At 70.1% G+C, this 16052-nt stretch carries 14 protein-coding genes and 1 pseudogene; 6 read left to right on the top strand and 9 right to left on the bottom strand.

The features are described 5' to 3' along the window. Positions 1-2 precede the first annotated feature (2 nt). The 3 genes from M878_RS68450 to M878_RS68440 all read left to right on the top strand — a co-directional run bounded on the left by M878_RS68450 (position 3) and on the right by M878_RS68440 (position 3377). The gene (locus M878_RS68450) at positions 3-1358 is read left to right on the top strand and encodes a sensor histidine kinase (RefSeq protein ID WP_031225240.1); all 1356 of its coding nucleotides are present in this window, start codon (positions 3-5) and stop codon (positions 1356-1358) included. Further along, a complete protein-coding gene (locus M878_RS68445) occupies positions 1355-2020 on the top strand; it encodes a response regulator (RefSeq protein WP_023547920.1) in 666 nt (221 codons plus the stop codon). The genes M878_RS68450 and M878_RS68445 overlap by 4 nt, the downstream gene beginning before the upstream one ends. A 133-nt stretch (positions 2021-2153) precedes the next feature. Next, positions 2154-3377, top strand: a complete 1224-nt coding sequence (locus M878_RS68440; RefSeq protein ID WP_023547919.1) for a cytochrome P450 — start codon at positions 2154-2156, stop codon at positions 3375-3377. Between the two features lie 13 nt (positions 3378-3390). Here the strand turns inward: M878_RS68440 and M878_RS68435 are convergent. From M878_RS68435 to M878_RS68425, 3 genes and pseudogenes are all read right to left on the bottom strand, one after another. Continuing rightward, a pseudogene (locus M878_RS68435) lies at positions 3391-3792 on the bottom strand (ABC transporter permease); the annotation flags it as partial. A gap of 70 nt (positions 3793-3862) precedes the next feature. Beyond that, positions 3863-5374: an APC family permease gene (locus M878_RS68430; protein ID WP_023547917.1), complete on the bottom strand. Its 1512-nt coding sequence runs from the start codon at positions 5372-5374 to the stop codon at positions 3863-3865. A 215-nt stretch (positions 5375-5589) separates the two neighbouring features. Continuing rightward, positions 5590-6429: a diacylglycerol kinase family protein gene (locus M878_RS68425; RefSeq protein ID WP_023547916.1), complete on the bottom strand. Its 840-nt coding sequence runs from the start codon at positions 6427-6429 to the stop codon at positions 5590-5592. A 196-nt stretch (positions 6430-6625) separates the two neighbouring features. On the opposite strand from M878_RS68425, the gene M878_RS68420 reads away from it, so the two are divergent. Both M878_RS68420 and M878_RS68415 read left to right on the top strand, forming a co-directional pair. Next, positions 6626-7909: an adenylosuccinate synthase gene (locus M878_RS68420; protein ID WP_031225239.1), complete on the top strand. Its 1284-nt coding sequence runs from the start codon at positions 6626-6628 to the stop codon at positions 7907-7909. Between the two features lie 361 nt (positions 7910-8270). After that, positions 8271-10088 carry a bifunctional metallophosphatase/5'-nucleotidase gene (locus M878_RS68415; protein ID WP_031225238.1) on the top strand — a complete coding sequence of 606 codons (1818 nt, stop codon included), beginning with the start codon at positions 8271-8273 and terminating at the stop codon, positions 10086-10088. A gap of 3 nt (positions 10089-10091) precedes the next feature. Here M878_RS68415 and M878_RS68410 read toward each other — a convergent pair whose 3' ends face one another. The 5 genes from M878_RS68410 to M878_RS68390 form a co-directional block, all read right to left on the bottom strand. After that, a complete protein-coding gene (locus M878_RS68410) occupies positions 10092-10283 on the bottom strand; it encodes a hypothetical protein (protein ID WP_023547912.1) in 192 nt (63 codons plus the stop codon). Next, on the bottom strand, positions 10270-10509 hold the full coding sequence (locus tag M878_RS68405; protein ID WP_023547911.1) for a DUF6400 family protein: 240 nt from the start codon (positions 10507-10509) through the stop codon (positions 10270-10272). Before M878_RS68405 ends, M878_RS68410 begins: the two co-directional genes overlap by 14 nt. Before the next feature lie 70 nt (positions 10510-10579). Next, on the bottom strand, positions 10580-11230 hold the full coding sequence (locus M878_RS68400) for a hypothetical protein (RefSeq protein ID WP_023547910.1): 651 nt from the start codon (positions 11228-11230) through the stop codon (positions 10580-10582). A 76-nt stretch (positions 11231-11306) separates the two neighbouring features. Beyond that, positions 11307-12002: a GntR family transcriptional regulator gene (locus M878_RS68395; RefSeq protein ID WP_023547909.1), complete on the bottom strand. Its 696-nt coding sequence runs from the start codon at positions 12000-12002 to the stop codon at positions 11307-11309. Positions 12003-12112: 110 nt separating this feature from the next. Further along, positions 12113-13468, bottom strand: a complete 1356-nt coding sequence (locus M878_RS68390) for an aspartate aminotransferase family protein (RefSeq protein ID WP_023547908.1) — start codon at positions 13466-13468, stop codon at positions 12113-12115. Positions 13469-13699: 231 nt separating this feature from the next. Here M878_RS68390 and M878_RS68385 point away from each other — a divergent pair, with 231 nt between their 5' ends. After that, entirely contained in the window at positions 13700-15556 is a 1857-nt protein-coding gene (locus M878_RS68385; protein WP_023547907.1) for a serine/threonine-protein kinase, read from the top strand. 100 nt (positions 15557-15656) lie between these two features. Here M878_RS68385 and M878_RS68380 read toward each other — a convergent pair. Further along, a partial coding sequence (locus M878_RS68380; protein ID WP_023547906.1) for an SLATT domain-containing protein occupies positions 15657-16052 on the bottom strand: 396 nt, incomplete at its 5' end.

The raw sequence follows: 16052 nt of genomic DNA, 5'->3' as shown, positions 1-16052 counted from the left end.
ACGTGACCGAGACGACGCACACGCAGACGACACCGCCGGGCGCGGCCGGCCGGCCGCGCAGCCCGGAGTTCCGGCTCGCCGCGGACGCCCTGCGCGGCCTGCGGCAGGACCTGTTCCAGGACGCCTTCGCCTACCGCCCGCTGCCCCGCATGGGCGTCGACGGTCCGCTGACCCGCCGCCTGTCCGGCAGTCCGCGGTGGTATGCGGGCTGGACACCGCACGCGGTGGTGGCGGCCCTGGGTGTGATGTCGATGACGCTCGCCCTGTCGAGCTCCTTCGATTCCGGTCTCTTCGTCCTGCTGTGCGGGTTGCTGGCGCTGGCGCCGGTCCTGCTGACGCTGGTCCGTCCGGTGGGGGCGTTCTGGTTCTCGCTGGGCGCGAGCACGGTCGCGGCCGTGCTCGGCCGGGGCGGCTGGTCCGACTGGCCGTGGCTGCCGGGCAGCTTTCTGGCCCACCTGGTGGTGCTCACGGTCGTCGCACTGCGCACCCGCCCGCGCACCGCGGCCTCGATGTGGGTGATGACCGCGGTCTACGGCTTCGTCTTCGGCAACGCCTTCGGCGGGCACCGGTACGACACCAATGTCACCCCGATGCTGTTCCTGTCCGCCCTGATCCTGCTGATCGTCGCGGTCTGGCACATACGCCGGGAGGCCGCGCAGGAGGTGACCGCCCAGCAGACGGTCACCGAGCACGAGCGCTCCCGCCGCACCCTGCTGGAGGAGCGCACGACCATCGCCCGCGAGCTGCACGACGTGGTCGCCCATCACATGTCGGTGGTCGCCATCCAGGCGGAGGCCGCGCCCTACCGGGTGGAGAACCCGCCGGAGGAGCTGGAGAAGGCGTTCGCCACCATCCGGGAGAACGCGGTGGCGGCCCTGACCGAGCTGCGCCGGGTCCTCGGTGTCGTGCGCGCGGAGGACTACGCGGCGCCGGACGCCCCGCAGCCGACCCTGGCCGACCTGGACGGACTGCTCGCCAATGTGCGCGAGGCGGGCCTCACGGTGGAGAAGGCGGTGACCGGTGCGGTGCGCGAACTGCCGCAGGGTGTGGAGCTGTCGGCGTACCGCATAGTCCAGGAGGCCCTCAGCAACACCCTGCGACACGCACCGGGAGCGAGCGCCCGCGTGGAGATCGGCTATGTTCTGGGCGGCCTGGGCCTGCGCATAGTCAACTCCCCGCCGCCCGCCCCCCACCTGATAAAGCCCTCGCCGGGCGCCGGACACGGCATCACGGGCATGAGGGAACGCGTCTCGATGCTGAACGGCGAGATGACGACGGGCCCGACGGAGGACGGCGGTTACGAGCTGACGGTATTCCTTCCCGTACCGACCGCCACGGTGATCGAAGAGGACACATGACCATCCGCGTACTGATAGCCGACGACCAGATGATGGTGCGTGAGGGCTTCTCGGTCCTGCTGAACGCGATGCCGGACATCGAGGTCGTCGGCGAGGCCGTCAACGGAAGGGAGGCGGTGGAACGGGTCCGTGAACTCGCTCCGGACGTCGTTCTGATGGACATCCGGATGCCGGAGCTGAACGGCATCGAGGCGACTCGCGCGATAGTCGCCGCGGACGACGGGGCGAAGGTACTGGTCCTGACGACGTTCGACCTGGACGAGTACGTGTACCAGGCGCTGCGGGCGGGAGCCTCCGGCTTCCTGCTGAAGGACGCCTCGGCGCGCCAACTGGCGGACGGTGTCCGGGTGGTGGCGTCGGGCGAGGCCCTCCTGGCCCCCTCGGTCACCAGACGCCTGATCACGGAGTTCTCCCGCCTGGCGGAGATCCCGCGCCTGATGCCGGCGGCCCAGGGGTCCTACGGCGAGCTGACGGAACGGGAGACGGAGGTGCTGGTCCTGATCGCCCAGGGCCTGTCGAACGCGGAGATCGCCGAGCGGCTGGTGGTGGCGGAGTCGACGATCAAGACCCATGTGAGCCGCATCCTGGTGAAGCTGGGCCTCAGAGACCGCACCCAGGCAGCGGTGTTCGCCTACGAGGCCCGCCTGGTGACACCGGGCTGACGGCGGGCGCGCACGTGAGGGTCCGCCACGAGACCGAGGCTGAGCGCGCCGGGAGCCGTCCAGGGCCCCAGACCCTGGTCAGGTGCTGGTCAGGTGCTGGTCAGGTGCTGGTCCGGCGGGTTAGCGTCCCGGCATGGCTGGTTCCACTGACCCGAGCTTCGACCCCTGGGACCCGGCGTTCCTCGCCGACCCGTACCCGGCCTATGCCGAGCTGCGGGCTCGGGGCAGGGTGATCCGGTACGAGGCGACCGACCAGTGGCTGATCCCGCACCACGCGGACGTCTCGGCGCTGTTGCGGGACCGGCGGCTGGGGCGGACGTATCAGCACCGGTTCTCGCACGAGGAGTTCGGCCGGAGCGCGCCTTCGCCGGAGCATGAGCCGTTCCACACGCTCAACGACCACGGGATGCTTGACCTGGAGCCGCCGGACCACACCCGGATCCGGCGCCTGGTGTCGAAGGCGTTCACACCGCGCACGGTGGAGCGGCTGCAGCCGTATGTCCAGGACCTGGCAAGCGACTTGGTGGCCGGGCTGGTCCGCGACGGCGGTGGCGATCTCCTCACCGATGTGGCGGAGCCGCTGCCGGTGGCGGTGATCGCCGAGATGCTGGGCATTCCGGAGGGGGACCGAGGGCAGTTGCGGCCTTGGTCGGCCGACATCTGCGGGATGTATGAGCTGAACCCGTCCGAGGAGACGGCCGCGAAGGCGGTGCGGGCCTCGGTGGAGTTCTCGGAGTTCCTGCGGGAGCTGATCGCCGCGCGGCGCAAGGAGCCGGGGGAGGACTTGATCTCCGGGCTGATCGCGGCGCACGACGAGGACGACGACCGGCTGACCGAGCAGGAGATGATCTCCACGGCGGTGCTGCTGCTCAACGCGGGGCACGAGGCCACGGTGAACGCCACGGTCAACGGCTGGTGGGCGCTGTTCCGCAACCCCGCCCAGCTCGCCGCCCTCCGCGCCGACCACGCGCTCGTCCTCTCGGCGATCGAGGAGCTGATGCGTTACGACACCCCGCTGCAGCTCTTCGAACGCTGGGTGCTGGACGACATCGAGATCGACGGTACGACGATCCCGAGGGGTGCGGAGATCGCCATGCTCTTCGGTTCCGCCAATCACGACCCGGCCGTCTTCACCGACCCCGACCGCCTGGACCTGACCCGCACCGACAACCCGCACATCTCCTTCAGCGCGGGCATCCACTACTGCATCGGCGCACCCCTGGCCCGTGTCGAGCTGGCCGCCTCGATGACAGCTCTCCTCCAACAGGCCCCCACCCTGGCCCTGGCGGCGGAGCCGGAGCGCAAGCCGAACTTCGTGATCCGGGGGCTGCAGGGGCTGAGCGTCGAGGTGAGGTGATCACCCCGGCCCCTCAGGAGGCCACGTCCCTCCGGCGCACACCCGCGAGACCCACCGCCACCAGCACTGCGGCCGGCCCCAGCAGGAGCGGCACCGGACCCTACTGCATGCCCCCGCCCGGCAGCTTGGGCAGGTGGGCGAAGGGGGAGAGGTCCAGGATCGGCCGGGGGGCGTTCAGGGCGGGGCCGGTCCAGCCGATCAGGAGGACCGCGCCGGCCACGCCCCACGCTGCCATGGCGCCCTGTGGCAGGACGCCGAAGAGCAGGACGGCGAAGAGCAGGACGGCGGCCGCGCCGATGACCCGGACGGCGGCGACCTGGAGCAGACAGGCGCCGAGGACCGGCCCGATCTGCTTGCCGTAGCCGACGGCGAAGCCCAGCCCGGCCAGCAGCATGACCAGGGCCGAGCCGCCGAAGGGATGGAGCGGTGGCGGGTCCACCGGGAGAAGACCTTCGGCGAGGGCTGAGTCCGCCGGTCCCGGAGGGCTACCGCTCCTTCGTCTCCTCCAGCACCGTCCGCCCCAGCAGCGCATACCGCTCGGGCGCCCACCGCTTGAGGTACTGGGCGTAGCCCACGCCGGTCGCCGCGACCAGCGCCACCAGCCAAGGCGTCGCCTTGAGCAGGAGTGACCCGGACTCCGGCCCCGCCGCAGCGCTCATGTTGGACACCAGCAGCACGACCACGCCCAGCATCGCGATGCCCCCGACGAGCGGAGCGGCGAACGTGCGGAACCAGTGGCGGCTGTCGGGGTGGTTCCGGCGGAAGTAGACGAGCACCGCGAAGGAGCACACGGCCTGCACGATCAGGATCGCCATCGTGCCGAGGATGGCCAGCAGGACGTAGAGCGCGTTGTACGGGTCCTTGCCCGCGATCCAGAACGCGGCGATCAGTACGGCGCTCACGACCGTCTGCACCAGCCCGGCGATGTGCGGGGAGCCGTGCCGTGCGTGGGTGCGGCCGATGGTGTTCCTCAGCGAGGGCAGGACACCCTCCCGCCCGAGGGCGTACAGATAGCGGGCGGCGCAGTTGTGGAAGGCCATGCCGCAGGCCAGTGAGCCGGTGATCATCAGCCACTGCATGACGTCGACGGCCCAGTGGCCGACATAGCGCTCGGTCGGGTTGAAGAACAGCGCGAGCGGGTTCGCGGAGGAGGCCGCCTTCACGGCCTCGGTCTCGCCGTTGCCGATGATGGCCATCCAGGAGACGAAGACGTAGAAGACGCCGACGCCCAGGACGCTGATCATCGTCGCCTTGGGGATAATCTTCTTCGGGTCGCGGGACTCCTCGCCGTACATCGCGGTCGACTCGAATCCGACCCAGGACCAGAAGGCGAAGAAGAGCCCGAGCCCGGCGGACGTGCCCTTGAAGGCGTTGACCGGGTCGACCGGCGCGAGGGAGAACCCGTGCGGGCCGCCGCCGTGGAAGGCGACGGACACCGCCATGGCCGCGAGCACGGTCACCTCGGTCGCCAGCAGCAGCACCAGCAGTTTCTCGGCGACGCTGATGCCGAACCAGGTGCCGGTCGCGTTGATCGCGAGCATCAGGATCGCGAAGGCCCACCAGGGCACGTGCACGCCCGTCTGGTCCTTCAGGGTGGTCGTGGCGAAGGTCGAGAAGATGCCGATCAGCGCCGGTTCGAAGACGACGTACGCGAAGGTCGCCAGCAGCCCGGAGGCGAGTCCGGCGGTGCGGCCGAGGCCGTATGAGATGAATCCGTAGAACGCGCCCGTGGACGTGATGTGCTTCGCCATCGACGTGAAACCCACGGAAAAGATTGCCAGGACGACCATTGCCACGAGATAGCTGGCAGGCGCCCCGATCCCGTTTCCGGACGACACCATGAAGGGCACATTGCCGGTCATCGCGGTGATCGGCGCGGCGGTGGCCACCGCCATGAAGACCACGCCGAGCAGGCCTACGGCGTTGGGCTTCAGCCGGTGAACCGTTTCTCCGTCGGTACTGCCCGTCGCCGGGGCGACGCCCTCGTCCACTGCCATCGGGTGGCCCCCTCCGTGTCCGGTCCATGAGTCGTGGTGGGTCTCCGGTGTGTCCTGCTGGAGCAGGATGGTGGACGAAGTGGGGGCACGGGAAGGGGTCGGCGCGGTTAAATATTTGTCACCAGACCTTTAGAGGTGCCGTGCGCGGGCGAGGAAGAGGCGTCGTACGGGTCAGGAAGAGGCGTCGTACGGGTCAGGAAGAGGCGTCGTACGGGTCAGGAAGCCGTGGGCAGGGTGAGCCCCCAGGCCTCCTCCACCACCCGCCACGTCCGCCGCCGTACCGGCCCCGCCACCGCCGCGTCCGCCCGGTACCGGAAGTCCGCGCCGGCCACCGTCACCGTCTGCCCGGACGCCCGGTACGCGGTCGCCTCCGCCCCCAGCGACAGCGGCCGTACCTCCACCCGTGCCAGCCCGCCCGTGCCCGGCGTCACCGACACCGCCTCCACCGGCTGGCCCAGGTCCACCACCGTCTCCCCGTCGACCTCGACCCGCAGCCGGGAGGGCCCCGGCGCCGGTACGGCGGCCAGCCGGGGCCGGCCCGGGGCGAGGGTGCGGACCAGTGAGCGGTACCAGGGCCGGTCGGCGGCCACGGCAACCGGTTCGGCGGCAGCAGCCCGCACCGGCTCCGGCGGAATGCCCAGCCCGCCGAGGACCACCCCGTCGCAGTCGTCGACCAGCAGATCCAGGCGCCGCTCGGCCCCGTCCAGCACGGCCCGCGCCGCCGCCACCGCGCCGCCCGGCACGCCCAGCGACTCGGCGAGCCCGCTGTCCCCCACCGGGACCACCGACAGCGCGCATCCGGCCAGCTCCCGCGCCCGGTGCAGCAGGGTCACGGCCCGCACCAGCGCCCGGTCGTCGCCGACCACCACCGGCCTCCTGGACCCCCGTCGGCCCAGCGCGCGGGCGAATTCCTCCGGCCCCTCCGGCAGGCACACCTTGGCCGCCGCACCCGCGCTGAGCACGTCTTTCGCGATCCGTACGGACTCCCCGTCCGTCTGCCGTGCCGCCGGATCGATGATCACCAGCAGCTGTTCGGACGTCGCGAAAGTCGCCACCTCGGTCCTGCCTCGCTTCCTCGGGTAGCATCTTTGTGCAAGAGCCCCTTGCGCTATTGCGCCAGGGGCTTCGTCTATTCCGGGGCATCCGGTCCGACGGTTGGCGACCAAAGGCGGTCGCTGTGGTACGCGGCGGTGAACCTTACGCCCACGCCCCCGACCTTGGACATGCCCCGCCCGGAAGGGGTGTACGCGCGTGCCCGCACTTGTGCTGCTCGGTGCTCAGTGGGGTGACGAAGGCAAGGGAAAGGCGACCGACCTGCTCGGTGGCTCGGTGGACTATGTAGTGCGATACCAGGGCGGCAACAACGCCGGCCACACGGTCGTCGTCGGCGACCAGAAGTACGCACTCCACCTGCTCCCTTCCGGAATCCTCTCGCCTACTTGTGTTCCGGTCATCGGCAACGGCGTCGTCGTCGACCCGTCGGTCCTGCTCTCCGAGCTGAGCGGTCTGAACGAGCGTGGCGTCGACACGTCCAAGCTCCTGATCAGCGGTAACGCGCACATCATCACGCCGTACAACGTGACCGTCGACAAGGTGACGGAACGCTTCCTCGGGAAGAGGAAGATCGGTACGACCGGGCGCGGTATCGGACCCACCTACGCCGACAAGATCAACCGTGTCGGTATCCGGGTCCAGGACCTCTACGACGAGTCGATCCTGACCCAGAAGGTCGAGGCGGCCCTCGACGTCAAGAACCAGATCCTCAGCAAGCTGTACAACCGGCGCGCGATCGGCGTGGACCAGGTGGTCGAGGAGCTGCTGGGCTATGCCGCGCAGATCGAGCCGTACGTCGCCGACACCGTGCTGGTCCTGAACCAGGCGCTGGAGGACGACAAGGTCGTCCTGTTCGAGGGCGGTCAGGGCACCCTGCTCGACATCGACCACGGCACGTACCCCTTCGTCACCTCCTCGAACCCGACCGCCGGCGGCGCCTGCACCGGCGCCGGTGTGGGCCCGACGAAGATCAGCCGGGTCATCGGCATCCTCAAGGCCTACACGACCCGTGTCGGCGCCGGCCCGTTTCCGACCGAGCTGTTCGACGCGGACGGCGAGGCGCTGCGCCGCATCGGCGGTGAGCGTGGTGTGACCACCGGCCGTGACCGGCGCTGCGGCTGGTTCGACGCGGTGATCGCCCGCTACGCGACCCGCGTCAACGGCCTGACCGACTTCTTCCTCACCAAGCTGGACGTGCTGACCGGCTGGGAGCAGATCCCGGTCTGTGTGGCGTACGAGATCGACGGCAAGCGCGTCGAGGAACTGCCGTACTCCCAGACCGACTTCCACCACGCGAAGCCGGTCTACGAGAACCTGCCCGGCTGGTCCGAGGACATCACCAAGGCGAAGTCCTTCGCCGACCTGCCGAAGAACGCCCAGAACTACGTCAAGGCGCTGGAGGAGATGTCCGGCGCCCCGATCTCCGCGATCGGCGTGGGCCCGGGCCGGGACGAGACGATCGAGATCAACTCGTTCCTGTAGGCACCGTCTGTTGGGCACCATCTGTCCGGACAGCGTGCGGAAGCGCCCGCCGGTCCGCCTTCGGGCGTGACCGGCGGGCGTTTCGCCGTGGTGGGCGCCCGGTGTGTCCAGCTGCAAGGCGGAGGAGGCCTGCTGATGGCGAGCAGGGTGCTGTGGCCGCCGGAGATCAGGCTCATCGGCCCTCTCTGACACCGGCCGTTTCCCCAGGGTTCGCGCGGGACGCACACTGACCCATCCTTGACCTGGACATGACCTTTTCCTGGTTTCCGGCAATCGTGGGCGCTAGCAGCATCTACGCGGGTAGCCTCCGCACTGCACCGCCACTGCTCGTCGCCAATCTCCAGCCAACCAGGAGCCTCGAATGCCCCTCAGTCCCATGAACCGCCGGGAGTTCGTGAAGAAGACGGCCGTCACCGGTGCGGCCGTCGCCGCCGCGGGAACCGTCGCGGCGGCCCCCGCGCAGGCGGCCGGGCAGCAGCGGGACTGTCACCCCCGCACCTGGTCGTTCTCCATCCTCGGTACGACCGACCTGCACAGCCACGTCTTCGACTGGGACTACTACAAGGACGCCGCCTACAGCGACAAGGCCGGCAACTCGGTGGGCGTGGCGCGTGTGGCCACCCTCATCAAGCAGCAGCGCGAGGCGAAGGGCGAGGACCACGTCCTGCTCGTCGACGCCGGCGACATCATCCAGGGCACCTCGCTCGCCTATTACTTCGCGCGCGTCGACCCGATCACCGGCACCGACGGCAAGAAGGGCCCCAAGCACCCGATGGCCGTGGCCATGAACCACATGCGCTACGACGCCGCCGCCCTCGGCAACCACGAGTTCAACTACGGCATCGAGACGCTGCGCAAGTTCGAGAGCCAGTGCCACTTCCCGCTGCTCGGCGCGAACGCCCTGGACGCGAAGACCCTGCGCCCCGCCTTCCACCCGTACACCGTCAAGCGGATCCGGGTCCCCGGCGCGCCCGACATCAAGGTCGGCATCCTCGGCCTCACCAACCCCGGTATCGCGCTGTGGGACAAGGACAACGTCAGCGGGAAGATGGTGTTCCCGGGCCTGGTGGAGCAGGCGAAGAAGTACGTCCCGCGCCTGCGCGCCCTCGGCTGCGACGTCGTCTTCCTGACCGACCACTCGGGCCTGGACGGCTCGTCCTCCTACGGCGATGAACTCCCGTACGTGGAGAACGCGTCGAACCTGGTCGCGGAGCAAGTGCCGGGCATCGACGCGATCCTGGTGGGCCACACGCACGTCGAGGTTCCGTCCTACACGGTGAAGAACGCGGAGACCGGCGAAGAGGTCCTGCTGTCCGAGCCGTACTGCTGGGGCTACCGCCTCAGCGTCTTCGACTTCGAGCTCGAACTGCACCACGGGCAGTGGAAGGTGACGAGCAAGAAGGCACAGACCCTCAACCCCAACTCGGTGGACGAGGACCCGGAGATCAAGCAGCTCCTGGAGGCCGACCACGAGCTGGTCGTGAAGTACGTGAACACGGCCGTCGGCACCTGCACGGCGGACCTCTCGGCGGCGGAGTCCTGCTGGAAGGACGTGCCGATCATGGACTTCATCCACAAGGTGCAGATGGAGAACGTGAAGGCGGGCCTCTCCACGGCCGACGCGGCGCTCCCGCTGATCTCGATGGCGGCGCCCTTCTCCCGCACGGCGGACATCCCCCAGGGCAACGTCACCATCAAGGACATCGCCGGCCTCTACATCTACGACAACACCCTGTACGGCAAGAAGCTCACGGGCGCCCAGCTCAAGGACTACCTGGAGTACGCGGCGAAGTACTACCACCAGGTGCCGGCCGGCACGAAGGTCGACACGGCGACCCTCACCAACGCCAACAGCTTCTGGGACTACATGTACGACACGGCGGCGGGCGTCGACTACGAGATAGACATCGCCCAGCCGGAGGGGTCGAGGATCAAGAACCTCAGCTACGACGGCAAGGCGGTCGCCGACGACCAGGTCTTCGTCGTGGCGGTGAACAACTACCGCGCCAACGGCGGCTCCGGCTACCCGCACATCGCCTCGGCGCCGAACGCCTACAGCTCGACCAACGAGATCCGCCAGCTGATGATCGACTACGTCACCGCGAAGAAGACGCTGAACCCGGCGGACTTCGCGGTCACCAACTGGAAGCTCACGCAGAACGGCACGCCGGTCTTCTGACCGTCAGGGTGCCCGGCGGGTGGCGCCGAAGTGTGTCTCGTGCGACCAGACATGGTGGCACGCCGGACACTGCAGGTGCAGCAGGCTGCCGGTGTTGGACAGCAGATAGCGCCACCCGCGCCGGTCGTCGCAGTTCGGGCAGTCCATCCCCCAGGCGCGCCGGCCTGTGTCGGCCTGCGGATCAAGCGGCAGCATCGCTCGGTCCCGCGGGGAGTACACCGGCCGCCACCAGCTCGTCGTAGATCCGCTGCTGCTCCGCGTCCAGGCCGGAGTAGAGCAGCGCCCGGGCCTCCTCCTCGCCACGGAGCGCCGCCGCGGGGTCCCAGTCGGGGCCCAGGGCGGCCATGACGTGGGTACGCCGGAGCATCTCGTGTGCGCTGAGGTCGACGGTGAAGTCGAAGGCGGGGTCGTCGGGGGACATACCACCGAACGTAGGTGTGCATTTCCCCCACGACAAGAACAGGTGGGTGAAATCACAACTTCTGTGAGCCTCAGCTGAAGACGATCATCGAGCCCTGGGCCAGTGAGCGGGTCGCCGCCGCGTGCAGCCCCAGCCATACGTGCCGTTCGCGGGCGAAGGGGCTGGGGTCGTACGGCGCCGGGATCGCCGGTTCCTCCAGTTCCGTGGGGGCCGTGGGCGGAGCCGGGGCCGCCGGGGGGTTGGCCGGGTCGATGCCGATCGTCGGGGCGACGTACTCCAGCTCCCGCAGCAGCGTCTGCGAGGAGCCCAGCGGACCGCCGCCCGCCAGCAGGTCGTCGTTGGACAGCGGCTGCGGGAAGTCGACCGGGACGTACGCGCCCGCGTGGTCGTAGTGCCAGACCAGGTGGGACTGCTGGGCCGTGGACTCGAACATCTCCAGCAACTGCTCGTAGTCACCGCCCAGTTCGTCCACGGGGGTCACCGCCAGCCCGCACACCTGGAGGAGATACGCGCGGCGCAGGAAGTGGAGGGCGTCGTAGTCGAAGCCGGCCACGGGCGCGACCTCGCCGGACAGGCCCGGCATGTACTGGTACACCGGCACCGGGGGCAGCCCGGCCGCCGTCAACGCGTTGTTGTACTGCGCGAGTTCTTCGGCGAACGGGTTGTCCGGGGTGTGGCACAACACGTCCACGAGCGGCACCAGCCACAGGTCACAGGCCAAAGAGGGCTCCTCACACAGAGAAGGTGGTCAGGGCAGGGTAATCGGTGATGTGCGGGTCCCATACCCTTTCGGCCGCTCAGCTACCGGCCAGGTGTTCCAGCAGCGCCAGCGAGTGGGCGTTGGAGGCGGCGACGATCGAGCGGGCGGTGTCGGACTCGCGGCGGGCCAGTGCGTCGACCAGGTCCGTGTGTCCGGCCCACAGGCGGCCGCGCAGGTCGGGCAGGCGGAGCAGATGCTGCACCGCGCACACCCAGGACTGCACACGCAGCCGGTCGAGGAAGTCGCCGAGGTAGGGATTGCCGAACAGGGCGCTCAGCTCGCGCCAGAAGCGGAGGTCGTAGCCGATGAGGATGGTGAGGTCGCCGGCCGCCGCCGCCCGCTGGGCCTCCTCGCCGCGACGGCGCACGGTGGCCAGGGCCGCGGTCGTACGCGGGTCCTGGGGCGGGGTGCGGAAGGCGGGGTGGCCGGTGCTGAGGGCCTGGAACATGCCGTCGGTGACCAGGCTGCGGGCTTCGATCATGTTCCGGTAGTCGGTGAGGGTGTACTCCGGCACGCGGAATCCGCGGTGCTGGTCGGCCTCCAGGATGCCCTGCGCGGACAGGTCGACCAGCGCCTCGCGCACGGGTGTGGCGGAGACGCCGTACTGCTCGGCGATCTCCTTGACCGTGAACGCCCGGCCCGGTCGCAGCCGCCCCGCCAGCACCTCGTCACGGAGCGCGTCCGCGATCTGCTGGCGCAGGGTGCTGCGCGTCACGGCACCGGTGCCGGGCATCGTCGGAGTCTCCTCGCGCGTGGATGACGTACTCGCCTACTTCTTACGAGCACGTCACCTTACGCGTTCGAGCCTGCCCGACGTCAGCCGCTGTCCGGTTACGCCGTGGACTACGCCGTGTACTCGTCGGCCACGGTCAGGGCCGCGTCCAGGGCCGCCAGGCCCTCCTTCAGCTCGGCCTCCGTGACCGTGCACGGCGGGACGACATGTGTCCGGTTCATGTTCACGAAGGGCCACACGCCGTGCTGCTTGGCGGCGGCCGCGAACGCGGCCATGGGGGCGTTCGCCTCGCCGGCCGCGTTGTAGGGCACCAGCGGTTCGCGGGTCTCGCGGTTCTTCACCAGGTCCAGCGCCCAGAACATGCCGACACCGCGCACCTCGCCGACGCTCGGGTGCCGCTCGGCCAGCTCGGCCAGGGCCGGGCCGACGACGCTCTCGCCGAGCCGCCTGGCGTTCTCGACCACGCCCTCCTCCGCCATCACGTTGATGGTGGCGACGGCGGCGGCGCAGGCCAGCGGGTGCCCCGAGTAGGTCAGACCGCCCGGGTAGGGCCGCTTGCCGAAGGTCTCGGCGATCTTCTCGGAGATCGCGACGCCACCGAGGGGGACGTAACCCGAGTTCACGCCCTTGGCGAAGGTCAGCAGGTCGGGTACGACACCGAAGAGATCGGCGGCGAACCACTCGCCGGTGCGCCCGAAGCCCGCCATGACCTCGTCCAGGATGAAGACGATGCCGTACTTGTCGCAGATCTCCCGGACACCGGCCAGATAGCCGGGCGGTGGGACCATGATTCCGGCCGTACCGGGGACGGTCTCCAGGATGATCGCCGCGACCGTGCCCGGCCCCTCGAAGGCGATCGTCGTCTCCAGGTGCTCCAGCGCCCGCGCGGTCTCCTGCTCTTCCGTCTCCGCGTAGAAGCGGGAGCGGTAGAGGAACGGCGTCCAGAAGCGGACGACGCCGTTCGTGGCGGTGTCGCTCGCCCAGCGGCGCGGGTCGCCGGTGATGTTGATCGCCTGCTGGGTGCCGCCGTGGTACGAGCGGTAGGCCGAGAGCACCTTCGGGCGGCCCGTGTGCAGCCGGGCCATGCGCACCGCGTGCTCGACGGCGTCCGCGCCGGCGTTGGTGAAGAAGATCTTGTCCAGGTCGCCGGGGGTCCGCTCGGCGATCAGCCGGGCCGCCTCCGAGCGCGCCTCGATCGCGAAGGCGGGCGCGAAGGTCGTCATCGTGGCCGCCTGCTCCTGGATGGCCGCGACGACCTTCGGGTGCTGGTAGCCGATGTTCGTGTAGACGAGCCCGCTGGTGAAGTCCAGGTACCGCTTGCCGTCGTAGTCCCAGAAGTACGACCCCTCGGCGCCGGCGACGGCGAGTGGGTCGATCAGGTCCTGCGCGGACCAGGAGTGGAAGACGTGCGCACGGTCCGCGGCCTTCACTGCGGCGCCGGCGTCGGGGTTGGGCTGAGGGGTCATGCGGCCGAGCGTAAATGTCCGCGATGCGGAAGGCCTATCGGCGTCTTGTTCTGTGGACGGGGGGATTCCGCGACAGATTGTCGAAGGGGGCGGGCGGGCCCGTTACTGAACCGTAGGGGCCGGGCCGCGCGACTCCCCCGTGGGGCCGGATTATTCTCCGTCGTACACGTATGCGTGGCTGCAGGGCGCGTACGGGGTGTCTGGGGCGTACGGGGGGAAGGCGGGTGGGCCATGGAGAAGCTGGGGGCGGGGGATCCGCAGCACATCGGCGGCTACCGGCTGCTCGCGCGGCTGGGCGCGGGCGGCATGGGGCAGGTGTATCTGGCCCGCTCGGAGCGGGGTCGTACCGTTGCCGTGAAACTGGTCCGCGAGGAACTCGCCGCGCAGGAGGAGTTCCGGGCGCGCTTCCGGCAGGAGGTGCAGGCCGCCCGGCGGGTCGGCGGGTATTGGACCGCGCCCGTGCTCGACGCCGACACCGAGGCGGCGGTGCCGTGGCTGGCCACGGGATATGTCGCCGGGCCGAGTCTGCAGCAGGTCGTCGGCCACGATCACGGCGCGCTGCCCGAGCGATCGGTACGGATCCTCGCGGCGGGGCTCGCGCATGCGCTGAAGGACATCCATGCGGCGGGGATCGTGCACCGGGATCTGAAGCCGTCGAACGTGCTCGTGACGATCGACGGGCCCCGCGTGATCGACTTCGGGATCGCGCGGGCGCTGGAGACGACCTCGCTGGGCGGGGAGGGGCTGACCCGGACCGGGTCGCTGGTCGGGTCGCCGGGGTTCATGGCGCCCGAGCAGGTGCGGGGGGACCGGATCACGCCGGCGTGCGATGTGTTCTGCCTGGGGTCCGTGCTCGCCTATGCGGCTACGGGGGCGATGCCCTTCGGGACCGACAACAGTGGCGTGCACGCGTTGATGTTCCGGATCGCTCAGGAGGAGCCGGATCTGGCGGGGGTGCCGGAGGGGATCGCCGATCTGGTGCGGGATTGCCTGCGCAAGGATCCGGGGGCCCGGCCTTCGCTGGACGCGTTGCTCGAGCGGACCGGGGCGGAGGACACCGTGTCCGGGGGGCGGTCCCGGGATCCCTGGTTGCCGGGGGCGTTGGTCGCTCAACTCGGGCGGCATGCCGTGCAGTTGCTGGAGGTTGAGGATCCGGAGGGGACGGAGTCGGGGGGTACCCGGCCCTCGGCCGGGTCCGGGTTGCCACCCGCACCACCCGTACCGCCGTCGTTGTCGGGTGCGGGTGGCTCTGGTGGAGGCGTAGCGCCGTCGGTGGCGGGTGGTGGTGCCTCGGAGGCCGGCCGTGAAGGGCTGCCTGAGCATGCCGCTGTCTCTGATGCGCCGGTCGGTGGTGTCGAGCATGTGCCGACCGTTGTTTCGGGGCAGGCTCCGCCGGTCGCTCCTGGGTTCGGGTACGGGTATGCGCAGCAGCATCCCCAGTGGGGTGGCGGTGCTTACGGCTATCCGCAGCAGGCCGGGGGGCAGCAGCCGTACCCCTCCTACGGCGGGGCGCCGGAGGCTGAGCGGCGCAGTGGGCGGTCCACCGTGCTGCTCGTCGTGGTCGCGCTGGTGGTGGCGCTGGGTGCGGGCGGCTCGGTGTACGCGTTGATGAACAACGGGGGCGGTGGCCATGCCCAGGGAGGCGGGAAGGTCACTCCCGCGCCCACCGTCACCCCTGACCCCACCGCGTCCACGCCGTCCGACTCCGCCTCGGCCTCCACGCCCACGAACGGGGACGTCCCGGGCGGCTATCTGGGCACCTGGAAGGCGACGATCGACAGCGACGTGGGGATCAACACCCGCCAACTCACCATCCGGCAGGGCAGGGTGGGTGACAGTGTGCTGACGCTGATCGCGGACGGGCCGACGAACGACGGCGGCATGTACCACTGTGTCTTCGAAGCCAGACTCACTCAACAGCCCGGCGCGGACGGCCCGTTGGAGATCGGCCCGTCCACTGTCACCAGCGGCGAACCCGCCACCTCCTGCACCCCGGGCGAGGCCACCGAGGTCACGCTGCTGCCGAGTGGCAGCCTGAAGCGGGCGAAGGCGAGCGGCGGGGAGAGCCTGACGTACACCAAGCAGTGAAGCGCCGTCGGGGTGCGTCGCCGTTGCCGGGTGCGGGTCCGGTGCGGGTCCGGCGGTACCTCACCAGCGCGGGCACGTGAAAACCCGCCCCCGGCCGTGCCTAGCGGGGCTCCGGTGGGCGCTGGCGGGGCATGTTCGGGCGGGTGCCGTTCGCCGGGGGCAGGGGGAAGCGGCCGCCGGAGCCCGCTGCGTCCTGTCGTGGCACATATGTCACCGCCGCCTGGATCCCCAGCGGGGCCGTCCCGGTGCGGAACTCGACCATCCAGTCGGTCGTCTCCGTGCGCACCAGTTCCGTGATGTCCTCCGAGAAGCGCCGCAGCACCCCGAGGCATCGCTCGGACGCCTCGCTCGCCGTGCCCTCCGCCGGGCCCAGGACCTCCCGGATGCTCTCGGAGGCCCAGTCGAACTGCAAGGCCTGAAGGCGGCGCTGCACCGCCTGGGCCGTGGCCACGTCCCGCATCCAGCCGGACGTCACGCCGAAGAACCGGTCGACGCC

The organism is Streptomyces roseochromogenus subsp. oscitans DS 12.976 (genome assembly GCF_000497445.1).
Classification (GTDB): Bacteria; Actinomycetota; Actinomycetes; order Streptomycetales; family Streptomycetaceae; genus Streptomyces; species Streptomyces oscitans.
Note: the sequence above shows the minus strand (reverse complement) of the source record. Positions and strands in the feature narration are given on the sequence as shown.

What these genes read in the sequence shown, in the direction of transcription:
- M878_RS68445 (WP_023547920.1), top strand. Translation starts at nt 1,355, where the DNA reads ATGACCATCCGCGTACTGATAGCCGACGACCAGATGATGGTGCGTGAG.
- M878_RS68440 (WP_023547919.1), top strand. Translation starts at nt 2,154, where the DNA reads ATGGCTGGTTCCACTGACCCGAGCTTCGACCCCTGGGACCCGGCGTTC.
- M878_RS68430 (WP_023547917.1), bottom strand. Translation starts at nt 5,374, where the DNA reads ATGGCAGTGGACGAGGGCGTCGCCCCGGCGACGGGCAGTACCGACGGA.
- M878_RS68415 (WP_031225238.1), top strand. Translation starts at nt 8,271, where the DNA reads ATGCCCCTCAGTCCCATGAACCGCCGGGAGTTCGTGAAGAAGACGGCC.
- M878_RS68410 (WP_023547912.1), bottom strand. Translation starts at nt 10,283, where the DNA reads ATGCTGCCGCTTGATCCGCAGGCCGACACAGGCCGGCGCGCCTGGGGG.
- M878_RS68405 (WP_023547911.1), bottom strand. Translation starts at nt 10,509, where the DNA reads ATGTCCCCCGACGACCCCGCCTTCGACTTCACCGTCGACCTCAGCGCA.
- M878_RS68395 (WP_023547909.1), bottom strand. Translation starts at nt 12,002, where the DNA reads ATGCCCGGCACCGGTGCCGTGACGCGCAGCACCCTGCGCCAGCAGATC.
- M878_RS68390 (WP_023547908.1), bottom strand. Translation starts at nt 13,468, where the DNA reads ATGACCCCTCAGCCCAACCCCGACGCCGGCGCCGCAGTGAAGGCCGCG.
- M878_RS68385 (WP_023547907.1), top strand. Translation starts at nt 13,700, where the DNA reads ATGGAGAAGCTGGGGGCGGGGGATCCGCAGCACATCGGCGGCTACCGG.